The sequence below is a fragment of the Tolypothrix sp. FACHB-123 genome, assembly GCF_014697075.1.
Classification (GTDB): domain Bacteria; phylum Cyanobacteriota; class Cyanobacteriia; order Cyanobacteriales; family Nostocaceae; genus Aulosira.
On record NZ_JACJRE010000015.1, the window covers coordinates 50,406 to 67,160 of the forward strand.

General features: G+C 38.5%; 12 protein-coding genes. 8 read left to right on the plus strand and 4 right to left on the minus strand.

Annotated features, from left to right (window positions below):
• Positions 1-65: 65 nt before the first annotated feature.
• Both H6G41_RS12415 and H6G41_RS12420 read right to left on the minus strand, forming a co-directional pair.
• A complete protein-coding gene (locus H6G41_RS12415) occupies positions 66-1,241 on the minus strand; it encodes a TonB-dependent receptor plug domain-containing protein (RefSeq protein WP_242037906.1) in 1,176 nt (391 codons plus the stop codon).
• Between the two features lie 304 nt (positions 1,242-1,545).
• Positions 1,546-2,589 carry a helix-turn-helix transcriptional regulator gene (locus H6G41_RS12420; protein ID WP_190746497.1) on the minus strand — a complete coding sequence of 348 codons (1,044 nt, stop codon included), beginning with the start codon at positions 2,587-2,589 and terminating at the stop codon, positions 1,546-1,548.
• Positions 2,590-2,889: 300 nt separating this feature from the next.
• On the opposite strand from H6G41_RS12420, the gene H6G41_RS12425 reads away from it, so the two are divergent.
• From H6G41_RS12425 to H6G41_RS36195, 6 genes are all read left to right on the plus strand, one after another.
• Positions 2,890-4,650, plus strand: a complete 1,761-nt coding sequence (locus tag H6G41_RS12425) for an ABC transporter ATP-binding protein (protein WP_190746498.1) — start codon at positions 2,890-2,892, stop codon at positions 4,648-4,650.
• Between the two features lie 97 nt (positions 4,651-4,747).
• Positions 4,748-6,607, plus strand: coding sequence for an ABC transporter ATP-binding protein (locus H6G41_RS12430; protein WP_242037907.1), 1,860 nt, complete (start codon positions 4,748-4,750; stop codon positions 6,605-6,607).
• 141 nt (positions 6,608-6,748) lie between these two features.
• Positions 6,749-7,735 (plus strand): AraC family transcriptional regulator, encoded by a 987-nt coding sequence (locus tag H6G41_RS12435; RefSeq protein WP_190746499.1) that lies wholly within the window; start codon positions 6,749-6,751, stop codon positions 7,733-7,735.
• 182 nt (positions 7,736-7,917) lie between these two features.
• The gene (locus tag H6G41_RS12440; protein WP_242037908.1) at positions 7,918-10,467 is read left to right on the plus strand and encodes a TonB-dependent siderophore receptor; all 2,550 of its coding nucleotides are present in this window, start codon (positions 7,918-7,920) and stop codon (positions 10,465-10,467) included.
• Positions 10,468-10,667: 200 nt separating this feature from the next.
• Entirely contained in the window at positions 10,668-11,609 is a 942-nt protein-coding gene (locus tag H6G41_RS12445; protein WP_308796211.1) for an iron-siderophore ABC transporter substrate-binding protein, read from the plus strand.
• Between the two features lie 17 nt (positions 11,610-11,626).
• A complete protein-coding gene (locus tag H6G41_RS36195; protein WP_374939424.1) occupies positions 11,627-11,737 on the plus strand; it encodes a CHAT domain-containing protein in 111 nt (36 codons plus the stop codon).
• A 50-nt stretch (positions 11,738-11,787) separates the two neighbouring features.
• On the opposite strand, the gene H6G41_RS12455 is transcribed toward H6G41_RS36195, so the two are convergent.
• Both H6G41_RS12455 and H6G41_RS12460 read right to left on the minus strand, forming a co-directional pair.
• The gene (locus tag H6G41_RS12455; protein ID WP_190746501.1) at positions 11,788-14,163 is read right to left on the minus strand and encodes a tetratricopeptide repeat protein; all 2,376 of its coding nucleotides are present in this window, start codon (positions 14,161-14,163) and stop codon (positions 11,788-11,790) included.
• Positions 14,142-14,357 (minus strand): hypothetical protein, encoded by a 216-nt coding sequence (locus H6G41_RS12460; RefSeq protein WP_190746502.1) that lies wholly within the window; start codon positions 14,355-14,357, stop codon positions 14,142-14,144. Before H6G41_RS12460 ends, H6G41_RS12455 begins: the two co-directional genes overlap by 22 nt.
• 20 nt (positions 14,358-14,377) lie before the next feature.
• Between H6G41_RS12460 and H6G41_RS12465 the strand changes: the two genes are divergently transcribed.
• Together H6G41_RS12465 and H6G41_RS12470 are read left to right on the plus strand one after the other, a co-directional pair.
• Positions 14,378-15,292 carry a ferritin-like domain-containing protein gene (locus tag H6G41_RS12465; protein ID WP_190746503.1) on the plus strand — a complete coding sequence of 305 codons (915 nt, stop codon included), beginning with the start codon at positions 14,378-14,380 and terminating at the stop codon, positions 15,290-15,292.
• A 92-nt stretch (positions 15,293-15,384) separates the two neighbouring features.
• Positions 15,385-16,125 (plus strand): isoprenyl transferase, encoded by a 741-nt coding sequence (locus H6G41_RS12470; RefSeq protein WP_190746504.1) that lies wholly within the window; start codon positions 15,385-15,387, stop codon positions 16,123-16,125.
• Positions 16,126-16,755 lie beyond the last annotated feature (630 nt).

Sequence of the window (16,755 nt, forward strand, 5' to 3'; positions counted from 1 at the left end):
ATTGGCTGAAAGCTTATATATTAAGGACTACATATCTCAACTCGCTGTTTAAAAAGCTCCAGTTCTCAAGATGGACGTGGTTTAGCACCAAGGGCAAACTTTAATTTAGGCGCGAAAAATAAACGCTCGGAATTGACAAAATCACGAAAACTGCCAGCATTTTCATAAAAAGTATTGAACCGATAAAATGTGTTTTCATTATTACCTAAAGGCCCCGATAAATCGATTGCACCTCGATAAGTACTAAAACTACCAACAGTTCCCTCAAAAGAATAAAAAGGTTGTGTTAGAGGTTGTTTTGTCACCAAATTCACTAAACCACCAGGAGGTGCATCTCCAAACAATACTGATGCTGGGCCTTTGAGAACTTCAATGCGTTCAACATCAGCTGTTTCAATCAAACCACCATAATCCTGATAAGAACGAAGTCCATTGCGAAATATATTTGCAGCAAAACCGCGTAAAGAAAGATATTCGCTAAAACCTTGATAGTAACCGGCGCTAGTAGCACCACTAACATTGCGCAGTGCATCTTGAACGCGAATAGTACCTTGGTCTTTGAGGACTTCGCGAGGTATCACCTGAATTGATTGGGGAATATCGCGAATAGGTGTATCTATTTTCGTTGCACTTGAGGCTTGTTCTGCACGATAACCACCTCCTTCACCTGTCACTACTAATTCAATGGGATCTTGATTTTCTGTTGATGGTTGTTCTGCTGGCGATGGGGTTGGTGGTGTTTGAGAAGTAGTTACAGTTGATGCAATCCCAAAAACTAAACCTTCATCACCATCAAATAACTCAACTTGTGGCGCAGCTGTTTCCCCAGTTACTGTGATGCGAATTGTGCTTGCGTCTAAATTGCTAACTATAATTTCAGTGATTCCCGCAAGGGGTTTTTCTTGGCGGAATGTCTCACCACTAGGTAGACGTAACTGAGCATTGGGAATATCAACAATATAGCTGTTCCCCTCGCTCTTATTTGTGAGTTGCAGTTGATCTGATTGATTGGTTTCTAAAATTACCTCTATCCCTTTTGCTGTGGCTTGTGATTTGACACCTGTTATCTGAACAAGAGATTGGGCTAACCATTGTTGAATAGTAGTTGCAGGTTTTTCTAGATCGCTTAATTGAGAAATTTTCGATATTGGTTTTTGCTGATTTTCCGCTAACGCAGGTAGATTCACTAGCCCTAAAGCCAATCCTGTAATCCAAGCTAGTTTTTGCAATTGATTCGACATCACTCTACTCACCACACAAATTAAGTGATTGGGGATAAAGGGAAATAGGGATAAGTAACTAGTTTCTAGTTACTACCTAATACCCCATAGCCTTGATATTACTAATTAGTAATTTATATCAAGAAGCTTACAGGAAAGCGCTTGGTTGTGGGCGATCGCTGTGAACGCTAGACGGAATTTTTTGAACGCTCAACGGAATTTTTTTCTGTTTCTGTTATGGGATCGGGTTATTATTAATTTTGTCTAGGGAGATTTTGCGATCAATTTTTGAATTTCAAAATCAAACTATTGATTCTTTTTGTTCTTACCCTATCAGTTCATTAATTTTCATGGACGATCTTGAATTAGCCAACAAGAATTCTTTGGGATTTATGCCAAATTTTTTTCTAAAGGCGGTAGCAAAGTAGCTGCGGCTAGTAAAACCAACGCTACGAGCAGCTAGAGAAATGTTTGTTTCCCCGGCGATTAATAATTTACGTGCCTGTTCTAATCGATGATGATGTAAATAGCCGAATACTGTCGTCCCAAATATCAACCGAAACCCACGTTTGAGAGTACAGTCATTCAAGCCGACTTGTCGGGATAGTTCCATTAAAGCAGGAGGATTATCTAAATTACGTACTAAAATTTCTTTGGCATAATGAATTCGTTCTACATCATCAGGTTTGAGAGAAAAGGTATCGCTTTTACCTTGACTTGCTGCTAAATCTTCTTCAACCAGTAATACCATTAATTCTAAAACTTTACTTTCTAAGTACATCCGTTTCATCATTCCCTGGTAAGGACAGTTTAAAATTTGCTGTAATGCTACTTCCATTGCTGGTGTATTTTTACCAGAAAAAGAATAATATTGCTGGTGGGGTTTTCTAACTAAATGAGTTAATTCTTGCGGAAGTTGATTATTTTCTTTTCCCATGAACAGGCAAAATAGCTCTGGTTCCATGTGAACATTAATATCAATGATTTTCTCTGATTTAAAGGATTGAAATCTTTCTTTGGGTGCTAGCCCACTACCCCATAATACATTTTGCCCGCTATGCTTAGAAAAATAACGAGATTGGTGACTTTGTGTCAGATAAAAGCTGTATTCTAAAGGATGTTGTCGTTCCGGGAGCTTGATAATTAAATCGTTATGTAATTGGTGTTCGGAAATTGCTAAATATAAACCATCCCTAAGTTCTATTTCTCCCCATAATCCGATACCTAATTCTTGAGGAAATTGATAAATAGTATCAAATATACTCCAGCATTTACTAATTTGAGATTTGCGTATATTCCCGTTGTTTTCTAATTCTGAGGTACTGACAAATAAATCCCAAAATGCTTGTTGTGAAATTGTGATTGTCATAACTATTAGCAATATATCTGAATGAGTTTTTAATACAAAGTCAGTGTGAACATCGTTTGTGATTAAAGACAGCAAGTAACCACTTATTGAGATTTATTTCTACTAATTTAACTAGAATAAACTATTTGGAAAATTTTTGTTTGTTGTTTCCAATACAAATTATTGCATAAGTTTCTCAATTAATCTAAAAAGTTATAGAAAAATGTAATCAATAGGCACAATCGAACGTAAAATGCGATCGCTAGCTGAAACGCTTTAGCCAGCTTACTGATTCTGACATCAGCTTTGAGAATAGGGCTTATGAAAATCGGACTACAACAATACTGGAACTTACTTGTAGACTACCTCAAGCCACAAAAGGGTAGGGTAGTTAAGTTTGCGATCGCACTTCTTTTCAGCATCGGCTTACAAATCCTCAACCCCCAGATTTTACGCTATTTCATTGATACGGCGGTGAGTGGAGGCGATCGCCAAAAATTATTCCTAGCAGCTTTTTTATTTATTACTGTCGCCTTAATTACCCAACTCATGACAATTACCGCAACCTACTACGGTGAAAACGTCGCTTGGACAGCTACTAACGCCCTGCGTGCAGATTTAGTAGAGCATTGTTTGACACTAGATTTATCCTTTCATAAATACCGTACACCAGGCGAATTAGTCGAACGTATAGACGGCGATGTCCAGACTTTATCAGAGTTTTTCTCAAAATTTACCATTCGCATCTTAGGCAGTTTGCTAATGATGTTGGGTGTGATAGTAGTGCTATTGTTTGAAGATTGGCGCGCAGGATTAGCTATTTCCTTATTTTCTCTCATCGCCTTATCTAGTTTAATTAAGTTGCGTACCATTGCAGTGATTCACTGGCGAGGATATCGCCAATTTAGTGCCGAGTTTTTTGGCTTTTTAGGCGAACAACTCACAGGGATGGAAGACATTCGTGCTAATGGCGCAAAAAACTATGTCATGCAACGCTTCTATATAATTATTCGCAACTGGCTACCCATTTTTCATAAAGCACGCTTGGCTGATACAATTCTCTGGATAACAACCAACGGTATATTTACTTTAGGTAGTGTAATTGCGCTCATAGTTGGTGCTTATCTATGGAGTCAACAGGCCATCACCATCGGTACAGTGTACCTGCTGTATTACTACACCAATATTCTCAGCGAACCAATTGAACAAATTCGCAACCAATTTGAAGACCTCCAGCAAGCAGATGCAAGTATCCATCGCATCACCGACCTATTGCAAGTTCAATCTCAATTACATATAGGTGGTAAAAAATTAATTCCCCCAGGTGCGCTTTCTATAGCAGTTGAAAATGTCTCATTTAGTTACAATCATCAAGCAAATAATGCTGAAGAATTGGTACTGCAAGATATATCTTTTAATTTACCAGCCGGTCAGGTATTGGGGTTACTCGGACGGACAGGAAGCGGTAAGACAACTTTAGCGCGATTACTGTTGAGATTATACGATCCACAATCAGGTTCAATTCGTTTGGGAAGCGTACCTATTGACCAAACTCCATTAACAGAATTACCAAAAAAAGTTGGATTAGTAACTCAAGATGTCCAACTTTTTCAAACCACTGTGCGTAATAACCTCACTTTTTTCAACCAAAACATTAGCGACGAGCGCATCTATGAAACAATAGAAATGTTGGGATTATCAGAGTGGTTAAACTCTTTACCAAAAGGCTTAGATACAAATTTAGGGACAGATAGTAGTGGCTTGTCGGCGGGACAAGCGCAGCTATTAGCCTTTACTCGTGTATTTCTCAAAAACCCTGGTTTAGTCATTCTTGATGAAGCATCTTCACGCCTCGATCCCATGACAGAAAAACTTATTGAAAGAGCTATTGATAAATTATTGATGGGACGTACTGGCATTATTATTGCCCATCGTTTAGCCACCATAGAAAGAGCAAATCAAATCTTAATTTTAGAAAAAGGTAGAGTCAGTGAATACGGTAATAGAGAAGCATTAGTGAAAAATTCCCATTCACGTTTTACTCAATTACTACAAGCTGGCTTAACAGATTTATTAGTTTAGATTGGTCGGTATATATAATGAAAAAATGTAGTTGTTATTTGTCATTTTTAATTTATTATTTTGAATTGGTATAAATTACTCTTAATATTCATTCCCAATGCCCAATGCCCCATACCCTAATCTTATGCTTTTATCAATAAAAAAAATTCCAGGTTGGCAGTTATTATGGCAATTAATTTGTTATAAACCAAAACTTTACTTAATTGATACTTGCTTCTGGATTTTTATTATGGGCTTGCCTGCCCTACCAGGATTAATTATTCGCGAATTTTTCAATAGTCTCACAGGTAAAGCAAAATTTGGTTTATCACCTTGGGCATTTATTGCATTTTTTATAGCTCTGAATTTAGGGCATATTGCAGTAATATTTATAGGACGAATTACCAAAACTCAGCACCGTTTTACCATGAGGTCTTTACTCAGAAGAAATTTGTTAGAACGGCTGTTGAATAATCCTCAAACGCAAATTATGGTGACTGAAAATGATAGCGATAAAACTATATCACAAGGGGAAGTAATTAGCTATTTTCGCGATGATGCCGAACATATTGAAGATAATGTCGCATGGGTATCAGAAATATTTGGAGAAGGATTATTTGCTGTCTTTTCCTTAATAATTTTATTAAGTGTCAACATACCTATGACACTGTTTGTTTTCCTTCCCTTGGTAGGAATGGTAGTAATTATCCAAAAAACCGAAACAAAGATAAAACAATATCGTCAAGCCAGCCGTCAAGCAACTCAACAAGTAACAGGAATTTTAGGAGAAATATTTAATTCAGTTCAAGCTATTAAAGTAGCTGGTGCAGAACAAGATATACTCGATTATTTTCATAATTTGAATGACCAGCGTCGTCAGATGATGGTTAAAGACAGTCTATTAAATGCCATTCTCAATTCACTATTTCAAAATATGGTGAATTTTGGTACAGGTTTGATTTTGGTGATGGCTGCTTTTTTCATCCAAAGCAGCGCTAATCAGTTAACAGTGGGTGACTTTGCTTTATTTGTTTATAATCTATCATTTGTCACAGGCTTCTTTAGCTCTGTAGGCGGATTTATGGCACTGTATAAGCAAACAGAAGTTGCTTTTGAACGCATGGCGGATTTAATTGCTGGTGCATCACCAGAAACTTTAGTAGTGCCAAATCAACTTTATCTGCAAGACTTGGGTAGAAGTAAAAAAACCTTACCTAAATTAGAACAACCTGAAAAAAGCGATCGCCATTATTTACAATCATTAAAATTAGAAAATTTAACTTATATTTATCCCGGTACTACTCAAGGAATTGTAAATATTAATTTAAAAATACAACGCGGTAGTTTGACTGTAATTACTGGACGCATCGGTGCGGGAAAAACTACATTGTTAAGAGTATTATTAGGATTATTACCCAAGCAATCAGGAGAAATTTACTGGAATGAACATCCAGTTAAAGACCCAGCTAATTTTTTTGTACCGCCTCGCAGTGCTTATACTCCACAAATTCCTCAACTTTTTAGTTATTCCTTACGAGAAAATATTTTGCTGGGATTGTCTAAAGATGATGCTGATATTGAAACAGCTTTAAAAATGGCTGTATTTGAGCAAGATTTAGCAGCCATGAACGAGAAGTTAGAAACCATAGTTGGAACAAAAGGAGTACGCCTTTCTGGTGGACAAATGCAACGGGTAGCAGCAGCGCGGATGTTGATACGTCAGCCAGAATTGTTAGTATTTGATGACCTTTCTAGCGCGTTAGATGTGGAAACAGAATTGACATTATGGTCGCGGATATTTGCTAATACAACTGAACAAGGAGAAAATCCTTGGATACCAACTTGTCTGGTCGTGTCTCATCGCCGTTCTGTTTTACGACGCGCTGACCAGATTATTGTGATGAAAGCAGGTAAAGTGATAGCGCAAGGCAAATTTGACGAGATTTTAGCAGATGAGCAAGCTGATTGGATTTTTTAGTTTGTTTAATTTATAGACAGGTAGCCTGCTCTCTATCGGTAGACAACATTTTTACATTCTGATACACTCTAAGAGATACTTGAGAAAGTTTATCTATAGTCTTCTCAATTAATTGAGATTAAGTGTTTTGTAGGGTAGCGCATGGCGAATATTATTTCACTGGCAGATTACCAAGGCTTTTGGCGAGAACATAATCAAAACACTAAACAACCAGACCCATCAGACTCATCCGATCTGATTAATATATGTCCTAAACAATTTGGTACTGGATATGAGCGTTGGATTGAACTGCGGCACATTAGTTTACTAATTATTGATGCGGAATTTCATTATGACTTAGTTATAGAGAAAAACTCTTTAGATGGTTTTATAGGTGGGTTAGAGTTTGGATTTCATCTCTTAGGCTATTGGAACAATATTAATGCTGGAAAAAATTTTTTTCAAAGTGGAGCTGTTCACCCAAGTAAACAACCAGAATTATTGCGATCGCAACGACTTTTAAAGGTAGATATACATCTCGAATCCTTAGAATTAATTCATGGTTTTATTGCAGGTAGCTTAAATCCTATAGCACCATATATCCTAGAAAAGCTGATTAACCCTACCCAAAAGCCATATTTCCAAATTGATTATACTACTCCAGAAATGCGAGTAGCTCTAGAACAAATTATTAATTGTCCCTTTACTGGTTTAACTAAAAAACTTTATTTAGAAAGTAAATGTTTAGAGCTAATTGCTTTAAAACTTGAACAATTAGCTGCTAGCGAAAATAGTTCCACAAAAGTCACTATTTTAAAGGGAGATGATATTGATAGAATCCATTATGCCAAAGAAATTTTAGCTCAAAACCTAGATAATCCTCCTTCCTTAATAGAACTAGCCAGACAAGTAGGATTAAACGACTATAAACTTAAGCTAGGCTTTCGCCAAGTATTTGGTACAACTGCATTCAGTTACTTACACCAACAACGCATGGAAAAAGCACGCCAACTACTTTTAGAAGGTCAAATGAATGTCAAAGAAGTAGCGCGTGCTGTTGGCTATACTAATCAAAGCCATTTTGCTACAGCTTTTCGTAAGCAATTTGGTACTAATCCTAAATCCTATGATTTGTTACTAAGAGCCTAAAAACCAGCTATTAGCTGTTAATTTTCGGAAAAATCCGTCTTCGGTTCAAAAAAATCCGTCTTCGGTTCAATCAGGTCTTCAAATTTATCTGCATTGTAGATTAAGCTTCTTGAAAAAGATTCCTAGCTAAGCATCATTATAGCCTCGGACATTCTATCGAGGTTAATCTACGTGAGGAGATTATGAGGAGACAGCCACAATTATTGATGGGTTTATGGTTAATCGGAGTAGTAATTGCTGTACAACCAGCCTGGGGGAACAGTATTACCTCTAGCAATCCTCAAGAATTAATATCTCAAGCATCTACACCTCAGTCTCCAATTGCGATTAATGGAGTGCGGATTGAGACCACAGATAAAGGTATAGAAGTAATTTTAGAAACTAAGCAAGGCGAAAAATTACAAGTAGCAAATACTAATTCGGGGAATAGCTTAATTGCTGATATTACTAATGCTCAACTAAGTTTGCCTTCTGGAAACACATTTCGCCAAGAAAAACCTTTTACAGGGATTGCTGAAGTTACAGTTGTCAACCAAGACAGTAATACTATCAGAATTACCGTCACCGGAGATGGGGGAATACCAACGTATGAACTATTTGATAGTGATGCAGGTTTAATTTTTAGCGTCACACCCGTATCTTCTTCCACATCTCAACCAGAAACACCACAAAAGCCACCAGCAGATAAGCCGACAACAGAGACTCCTACAGAACAACCAACGGCTGAAACTGATACACCTATTGAATTAGTAGTGACAGGTCAACAGGAGGGTTATCGAGTTCCAGAAGCATCAACAGGTACAAAATTGGATGTACCACTGCGAGATGTCCCAGCCTCGGTGCAGGTAATACCCAAAGAAGTCATTCAAGATAGACAAGTTATCAGACTAAACGAACTAGCAGATAATGTCAGTGGTGTACGTCCGCAAGAAACCTATGGTGGACTAGCATCTCAAGGTTATTTCATTCGTGGTTTTGCTACAGAATTTGAGAGTCTGCGTGATGGCTTTAGAGATTTTGGCTTTTTTAGCCCTCGTGATGTCGCTAATATTGAGCGTGTGGAATTTCTCAAAGGCCCTGCATCAGTTCTTTATGGTAGTGCTACCAGTCCAGGTGGTGTGGTTAATACAATTACTAAAAAGCCATTAGCTGACCCCTTCTATCAAATTAATGGCACTATTGGTAATAATGACTTTTATCGCACATCAATTGATTTTTCCGGGCCACTATTAGAAAATCGCGCCGCACTTTATCGGATTAATGCTGCTTACGAAAATGCTAAAAGTTTTCGTGATTTCGTCGAAAATGAAAGCACTTTTATTGCGCCAATAATTACTGTCAAAGCTGGAGAAAGGACAAATCTCACCTTTGGTTATGAATATCAAAAGTATGACTACACTTTTGAGAGGGGATTTCCTTCTGATAATCAAGTAGTTTTTGATTTACCTATCAGTCGTTTTTTAGGCGAACCTAACCTGAATAGAGGTGAAGCAACATCTAATAATTTTACTTATTTACTAGAAAGTGAATTTGGTTACAACAATAATTGGAAATTCCGCCAAGCTTTCAATGTTATTAACGTTAGCGGTAACACAAGAGGAGCGCAACCCAGATTTATCCGAGATGATGGAAGGACTGTAGCGCGGCGATATCGCAATGTTGATGAAGAGCAGAATAATCTATCATTTCAGAATGAAATTAGTGGCAAATTTAACACTGGTTCGATTCGCCATAATATTCTTGTAGGCTTGGAACTATCTCGTTACAAATACAGTTACAATTTCTTAAGTGGTAACATTGCAGATTTAGATATTTTTGACCCTGTTTACGGCGCAGCTGCACCATTAAATCTCAGCAGAGACAATAGTGAATATGGTGCAGATAATGTTGCGTTATATTTCCAAAATTTAATTGAACTTACACCCCAGATTAAATTATTGGCAGGTGGTCGCTTTGACTGGGTTGATTCATTTTATCGAGATCTCCAAACTAACACAACTTTGAATGAAAATTCAGATTCGGAATTTTCGCCAAGACTAGGGATAGTTTATCAACCTACTGATTCCACCTCAATTTATGCTAGTTGGACAAATTCTTTTAACCCACAAATATTTGGCACAACTCGCAATAATCAACCATTTAAACCAGAAACAGCAGCACAATTTGAAGTGGGAATTAAGCAGGAATTATTTGACAACCGCTTATCAGCAACTTTAGCTTATTTTGACATTACTAAGAAAAATGTCTTAACAACAGACCCAGAAGATGAAGACTTCCAAATTCAAACAGGGGAGCAAAAAAGCCGAGGTTTAGAGTTAGATATTGTTGGGGAGATTCTCCCTGGCTGGAAAATTATTGGCACATATGCTTACACTGATGCTTATATCAGCGAAGATAATGATGCCGGCTTACTGAATAATAGATTAACAGGTGTGCCTTATAATAGTGCGAGTTTATGGACTACTTATGAACTGCAACAAGGTAATTTGCAGGGTTTAGGATTAGGTCTTGGTCTTGTTTACGTTGGTGAAAGAGAGGCGAGTTTACCAAATAATCTCAAGATTCCTTCTTATCTCAGAACAGATGCTAGTATTTTTTATAAACGGGATAATTGGCGCGCTGCTCTCAACTTCAAGAATCTTCTTGATACCAAATACTATGAGTCTCAAGGCTTTTTCATTGTTCCCGCAGCACCTTTTACTGTTTTAGGAACTGTTTCTTTTGAATTTTAATATGGCTAGGGTGCTTGATACAATTTCAATTCAATAATGATATAAATAATCTATTTGTATTAGTATTTGGATCAAATGGTATGAAAATAAATTTAGGCGATCGCCAATTTTTAACCTATTAACAATAAAGGACAATTATACTTCATGCTGATAAATTATATAACATGAGAAAGTTCCTTAATTATTATATTAAAACTTTTGTGTTGCTAGTTATTTCATGCTTTCTCAGTATTGCTTGTCATAGCAATTTATATAGTAATTTACCAGATACAACATCGTTAAAATCTGAATGCAGATTAATTAAGCATGAATTAGGGGAAAGTTGTATACCTCTCAATCCGCAGCGCATTTTAGTGACAGATCAAGTTGCCTTAGAAGCTGTAATAGCATTAGGATTTAAACCTGTAGGTGCTCCTGATACTGCTTATGTAGCTAGTAAATCTAGCTTTCTAAAGAAAAAAATGACTGGTATAACTTATATAGGCAAAGAGCATCAGTTTAACCTAGAAACAATATTAAATTTACATCCCGATGTAATTATTAGCCTATACGGTATTAACTCAAATAACTATAAATTATTTTCCCGAATAGCCCCTACAGTTCAATTTAAATATGTTCATGCTAAATGGCAAGAATCTTTGCGGCAGATTGGTGAAGTATTAGGTAAGCGAGAACAAGCTGAAAAATTACTGGCTAATTACAAACAACGATTAACAGATTTACGAACTGTACTCAATCAGAAAATTAATCAACTAAAAGTCTCTATTAGCCGTTTTCACGGACAAGTCCAACTGCCTGAGTTTCGTTCTCAGTTTTCATTTCCTGGAAGTATTTTACAAGAAGTCGGTATTTCTATGCCAGAGGCTCAACGGCAGTTAATTAAAAATCCTGATGATACTTTAATAATTTTGAACTTAGAACGAATAGACTTACTCGATGCTGATGTTTTATTTGTCGCTGTAGATCCTGGTGCTAGAGATTTATTCCAAAAATATCAAAATACTCGTCTTTGGCAAACCTTAAATGTAGTGCAGAAGCAGCAAGTTTATAGTGTAGATTCTAGTTACTGGATTTTTGGCAGTATCCTCTCAGCTAATGCTATAGTTGATGATTTATTGAAGTATTTATTAAAAGCAGAGTGAATTGAATTCATTACTTTATCAGCCGAGCCGAAGCACTACGCCTAGCACAGCAGACTCTACTTAAAAATCCTAACTACGATCATCCACGCTTTTGGGCACCCTATGTTCTAGTGGGTAGTTGGCTTTGATCCCGAAATACCAATAAGCTAATGCGTGTCTCAAGCCCATTCGGGTTATTTTAACTATTAGCAATCAGAGATATTTTGGCAACTTGTTTTGGGGCATTTATTTCTGTAAATAACTGAATCGCCTGATGAAAATACATTTGACTCTCATCTAGTTTGTCTAAAGCTTGATAAGTTAAACCTAACTGAAAGTAGGATTCTGCCAAGTCACATTTTGCTCCTATTTTATCCAAAAGTTCGATTGCTTCTGTATGATGAGTAAGAGCTAATTTATAATCTGCTTGTTGGCGATAAATTTCTGCTAAACCATTTAGGGTTTTGGCTTTGACCTGCATATAATGACTTGCTTCTGCAAAGTTCAATACTTTCTGAAACATTTGATGAGCCTTGGATAAATCGCCTAACTTAACATAAGTTTGCCCTAAGATTTGCATAAAATAAGCAAAACTACCAGTCTTAATAAGTTTTTCGTTTTTAATATTTTCATAGGCGACATTAGCTAAATTATGGGCAGCATCACCTAATCCTAAATATGAATTAACTAAAGCTAAACACACAGAAGCTTTTTCTGCCCAGCGATGATGCGCGGTATTTTGAGCCAGGTAAATTACTTGTTGAAATAACTCTCCCGCCGTTTTTAATTCCCACAAATCTATTTTGTAAAGACCAATACTTAAAAGGGAATCTACTTCTAACATTCGCAGATAGTAAACTTTATGTTTATTCTCTGGTTGGGGTACAAGTGATTTGAGTGCTTGCCTGGCTAAAGTAATAGTTTTTTCTTGACAAATTAACGCCTGTTCAATATTACCTGCAATCCAATATAAATCACCCAAAATATTGTATAATTCAATAATATTTTGTTCGGATTCAACATGAATTAATACTCGTTCAATGGCTGTAAGTATGGGCTGAATTAAACCCATGCGATATAAGGTACTACCAAGAGGTAAAAACTGCTGCCATTGATTGTGACGACTCTGGAGAATCACTTTACCAGCTAACTCAAATTCATTAATTTCTATGTAGTGATAATATGCTTCTAGAGCTTGTAAAGCATCTTGAAAAGTGGCAATTTGGGTAACGCTAGCTGTCCAAAATTCTGCGGCTTTGTGGTTAGTAATTTGCCATTCATCACTCATGCGTAAACGCGCGATCGCTTCGACTTGAATTACCGGATGCAGCCAATATTCACCGCGATCGCATTCTACTAAGGAGCGATTTCTCAAAGAAGCTATAATCTGCCGATGTTCTGTCGGGGAAACGTCCCATAATAAACAAAATACTCCTGATGCTGGGATGGTGGGTATATCTTGATAACGATAGCAACCCAAACGGCAAAGCAGACGATAGGCTTGGGGATCGAGAGATTGTAGGCGATTAATTTGACTCACGGCTAAATTTTTTAAATCTGTTGCGGCTAAAGGATCGCCATGATTTTGTTGCCAATATAACGCCATATCACCGCCAAAATCTGCTTGCATTGCACCGCAGAGAATACCCATCGCTTTAGCATTCCCGCCATAGGTACGATGTATTTGTTGCAAGGTAGGGGAGTTAATAGTTAACCCTTGGATACTAAAAAACTTCAGCCATGCGCTTTGATCTAAACCAGGAAGGCGATAATGATGTACATTTAACTCTGGTTCGCACAGGCGATCGCGACTAGTAATTAGGGTGACAGATTTTACCCTAGCATCAGCTAAAATCCGCAACAGTTCTAAATAGTTGCGGTGGGGAGCAATTAACTTTCCTTGTTGATCTAAAGCTGGTTCCAAATTATCAATTAACACCCCAATGCGTCGATGATGAAGTAGACGCTTAAGTCGTCCCAAAGTTACGCCAAATTCTACCCCAGGTTCCTCACCAAAGTCTTGTTTGAGCCATTCTTCAACCACTCGTTGCGCTGAGGTGATGTTGTGAGTTTCTTTCGCCATCAACAGTTCTAAAACCAACTCAAAACCCTGAGTTTGTAGATATTGCTGTGCGAGAGTAGTTTTCCCTAAACCGCCTTCACCTTGGATGACAACTACTTTCGATCCCTGATTTACTAAAGTATTGAGGTGTGCGATCGCTTCTTCTCTACCCAAAAAATTGCTATCCTCTAGTTGAGGCGGTGAAAGCTGGGGCGTTTTTGGGTAATCAATTAGACCGGAGATAGTCGCAGTTTTTCTGAGAACACGTTCCAAAGTAGCGCGACAATTACTTTTATTAATCTTCTGTCGCAGGACTCGCGATAGCAACTTCCATAACTGCGAACCTACATCCTTAACGTGTCCTTCCGTACAACCGTAAGCATAGGCAATATCTAAATATTTTCTACCCAACCAAACCTGCACAAGAATAACTTTTTGCAAATCGCTCAACCGTTCTCCGGTCTGAGCAGGAATTATGGTATCTAACCATGCTAATGCTGCTTCAGCGTCCATTCTGTAGCGATGAGGGAGTTAAATTTGAGAACATAGATTAATCTACAATCCCCTGGCCTAATTTTCGGAGAAGATTCTGTAAATCCGACCTTTTCCCCGACTTTCAGACTGCAAATATTCCCAGCAGATCCGATCAAACTGCCAACTTCAGCCGACTGACAACAGAAAGTGCGATCGCTTAGGCTATTGGGCATAGAGTTAAAGTATAAACATTATGTTAAATACCGCCAGCGCGCAAAGCTTTTCTAGTTCTCACTACTGGCAAATACAGCATCGGATTCATTCTCTTATCGATAACTATCTTGCAGCCGCAAAACTACAAGAACGCTTGCAAGATTTACCCTTACAATTTACCAATCCCCAGCCACGCCCCTGGAAACCAATTAATTGGCAAGCTATTAACCGCAATCAAATTATCGGTATTAAACCAGAAGTATTTTTATCCATCTTAATCGGCGCAATGGATACAGAAGCCCCGATTCGCGGTTACACCCAAACCAGTCGCCAGTATTTAGAGAAATTGCATCCCCAAATGGCGCGGTTTGTTGGGGGAATAGTTGGTGAAGACGGCGAACTTCAAGAAATTGGCTTGTGGGAAAAAGAAGAACGCCAGCACACACCCGCATTAATCAAGGTTTACACCCAATTAACAGGCGAAAAAATCACCCCCAAACACCGCAGCGTCAGAGGCTACATCCCTACGGATAACCCCCACGAAGATCTCTATCGCCACGGCTTACATCGCGTAGCTACAGAATATGGTGCCACCTGCCTTTACCTGTGGCTGATGGCGCACACCACCGACGCACTCGCTGATGTTCTCGAAGAACTCGCCAAAGACGAAATTAACCACATGACTAAATTCTGGGGTTTTGGAGTCTGGGCTTTCCCCGATACCGGACTAATCCGAGTAGGAAGCACCCTCATCAAAACCCGTTCCCAAAGCTATAAACGTAACAACCTCATGCGTACCCTAGGCCGGATGATGGCGACACTCAACTGGAATGCTTGGACTTTCACCAACAAAGTCACCCTTCTATACACTTTCACCTACGCTATGCATCGCCTCTGGACATGGCACAACAGCCTCACACCAGAATATCTCAACAATCTCCTAGGAACCCGATAATCTCTCACCCTCTTCTCTGCGTCTCTGCGTCCTCTGCGGTTTGTTTTTCCCTTAACTCTACATAAATCCTGATAATATTCATCAATACCAATATGATCCCCCTAGACTTAAATCCCGAAAAAATGCCCCAACACGTAGCCGTGATTATGGATGGTAACGGTAGATGGGCGACTAGCCGAGGACTACCACGCATTGCCGGACATCGCCAAGGCGCAAGCACCCTTAAACAACTATTACGCTGCTGCAAAGATTGGGGAATCAAAGCCCTCACCGCCTATGCATTCTCTACAGAAAATTGGCAACGTCCAATAGAAGAGGTAGACTTTCTCATGCTGTTATTTGAGCGATTGCTACGCCACGAGTTAGAGCAGATGCATCGAGAAGGAGTGAGAATTTCTTTTATTGGCGATTTATCAGCTTTACCTGCATCTCTGCAAGCAGAAATTGAACGTTCCATGACAGAAACATTGCATAATCAAGCAATTCACTTTACTGTTGCTGTTAACTACGGTAGCCGCAACGAAATTACTAGAGCCTGTCGTCAAATAGCGCAACTGGTGGAACAAGGTAAAATCAGCGCCGAAGCCATCAATGACAGCCTTATAGAACAAAATCTCTACACAGCAGATACTCCAGCACCAGATTTACTAATTCGTACTAGTGGCGAGATGCGCTTGAGTAACTTTCTCTTGTGGCAAATGGCATATACAGAGATGTACTTTACTGATATTCTCTGGCCGGATTTTGATAGAGAAGTATTTCATCAAGCTTTGTTGAGTTACCAAAAACGCGATCGCCGTTTTGGTCAAGTGAAGGCTTTACTTTCAGCCTAACACCTAAGTTTTCTATGTAAAATCACTGTACTCATGAATTTTATAGACACCTAGCTCAAGCTTTTAGCTGATAAGCTAATGCGCGTCTAAATTGCATAACTATTAATATGGGCTGTTAACTGTTGACTGTTAACTGTCAAACGGTCAACAGCCCTCACAATGGATTGTACAACTTAAAAGCACAATAGCTTAACAGTCGCAGTGCAAATCAATGGACGTACTCGTACCACTATTACCGTTTCACCGAAAGCTTCGCATTCGGAAGCGATCGCACATTTCAGTTCCTGTAATCAATTTGCGGTTCGGTTGTGATTAGATTGGAAGTATTTAACCCCGCAGTTAATTAACTACTAGGTTAAATGTACTAGTCCAGAATGTCAAGCCAGGTTTTTGTTGAGTATTAGTCATCGGGCATGGAGCAAAGGGCATTGGTGAATGGCACTAAGAAAAGCTGAAAGCTCGTCTGGGTAGGGTGTTGGGGGCAGGGTGTTGGGTGTAGGGGGAAATTAAGAAAACCAAATATCGAGTACGAACATAAATATTTTCCTTCTTGCCTACGGCACGCTACGCGAACACTACACCCGACACCCGACACCCCACACCCAAAAGCCTTATAGGTAATGGGTTTGG

What these genes read in the sequence shown, in the direction of transcription:
- H6G41_RS12415 (WP_242037906.1), bottom strand. Translation starts at nt 1,241, where the DNA reads ATGTCGAATCAATTGCAAAAACTAGCTTGGATTACAGGATTGGCTTTA.
- H6G41_RS12420 (WP_190746497.1), bottom strand. Translation starts at nt 2,589, where the DNA reads ATGACAATCACAATTTCACAACAAGCATTTTGGGATTTATTTGTCAGT.
- H6G41_RS12425 (WP_190746498.1), top strand. Translation starts at nt 2,890, where the DNA reads ATGAAAATCGGACTACAACAATACTGGAACTTACTTGTAGACTACCTC.
- H6G41_RS12430 (WP_242037907.1), top strand. Translation starts at nt 4,748, where the DNA reads ATGCCCAATGCCCCATACCCTAATCTTATGCTTTTATCAATAAAAAAA.
- H6G41_RS12435 (WP_190746499.1), top strand. Translation starts at nt 6,749, where the DNA reads ATGGCGAATATTATTTCACTGGCAGATTACCAAGGCTTTTGGCGAGAA.
- H6G41_RS12440 (WP_242037908.1), top strand. Translation starts at nt 7,918, where the DNA reads ATGAGGAGACAGCCACAATTATTGATGGGTTTATGGTTAATCGGAGTA.
- H6G41_RS12455 (WP_190746501.1), bottom strand. Translation starts at nt 14,163, where the DNA reads ATGGACGCTGAAGCAGCATTAGCATGGTTAGATACCATAATTCCTGCT.
- H6G41_RS12460 (WP_190746502.1), bottom strand. Translation starts at nt 14,357, where the DNA reads ATGCCCAATAGCCTAAGCGATCGCACTTTCTGTTGTCAGTCGGCTGAA.
- H6G41_RS12465 (WP_190746503.1), top strand. Translation starts at nt 14,378, where the DNA reads ATGTTAAATACCGCCAGCGCGCAAAGCTTTTCTAGTTCTCACTACTGG.
- H6G41_RS12470 (WP_190746504.1), top strand. Translation starts at nt 15,385, where the DNA reads ATGATCCCCCTAGACTTAAATCCCGAAAAAATGCCCCAACACGTAGCC.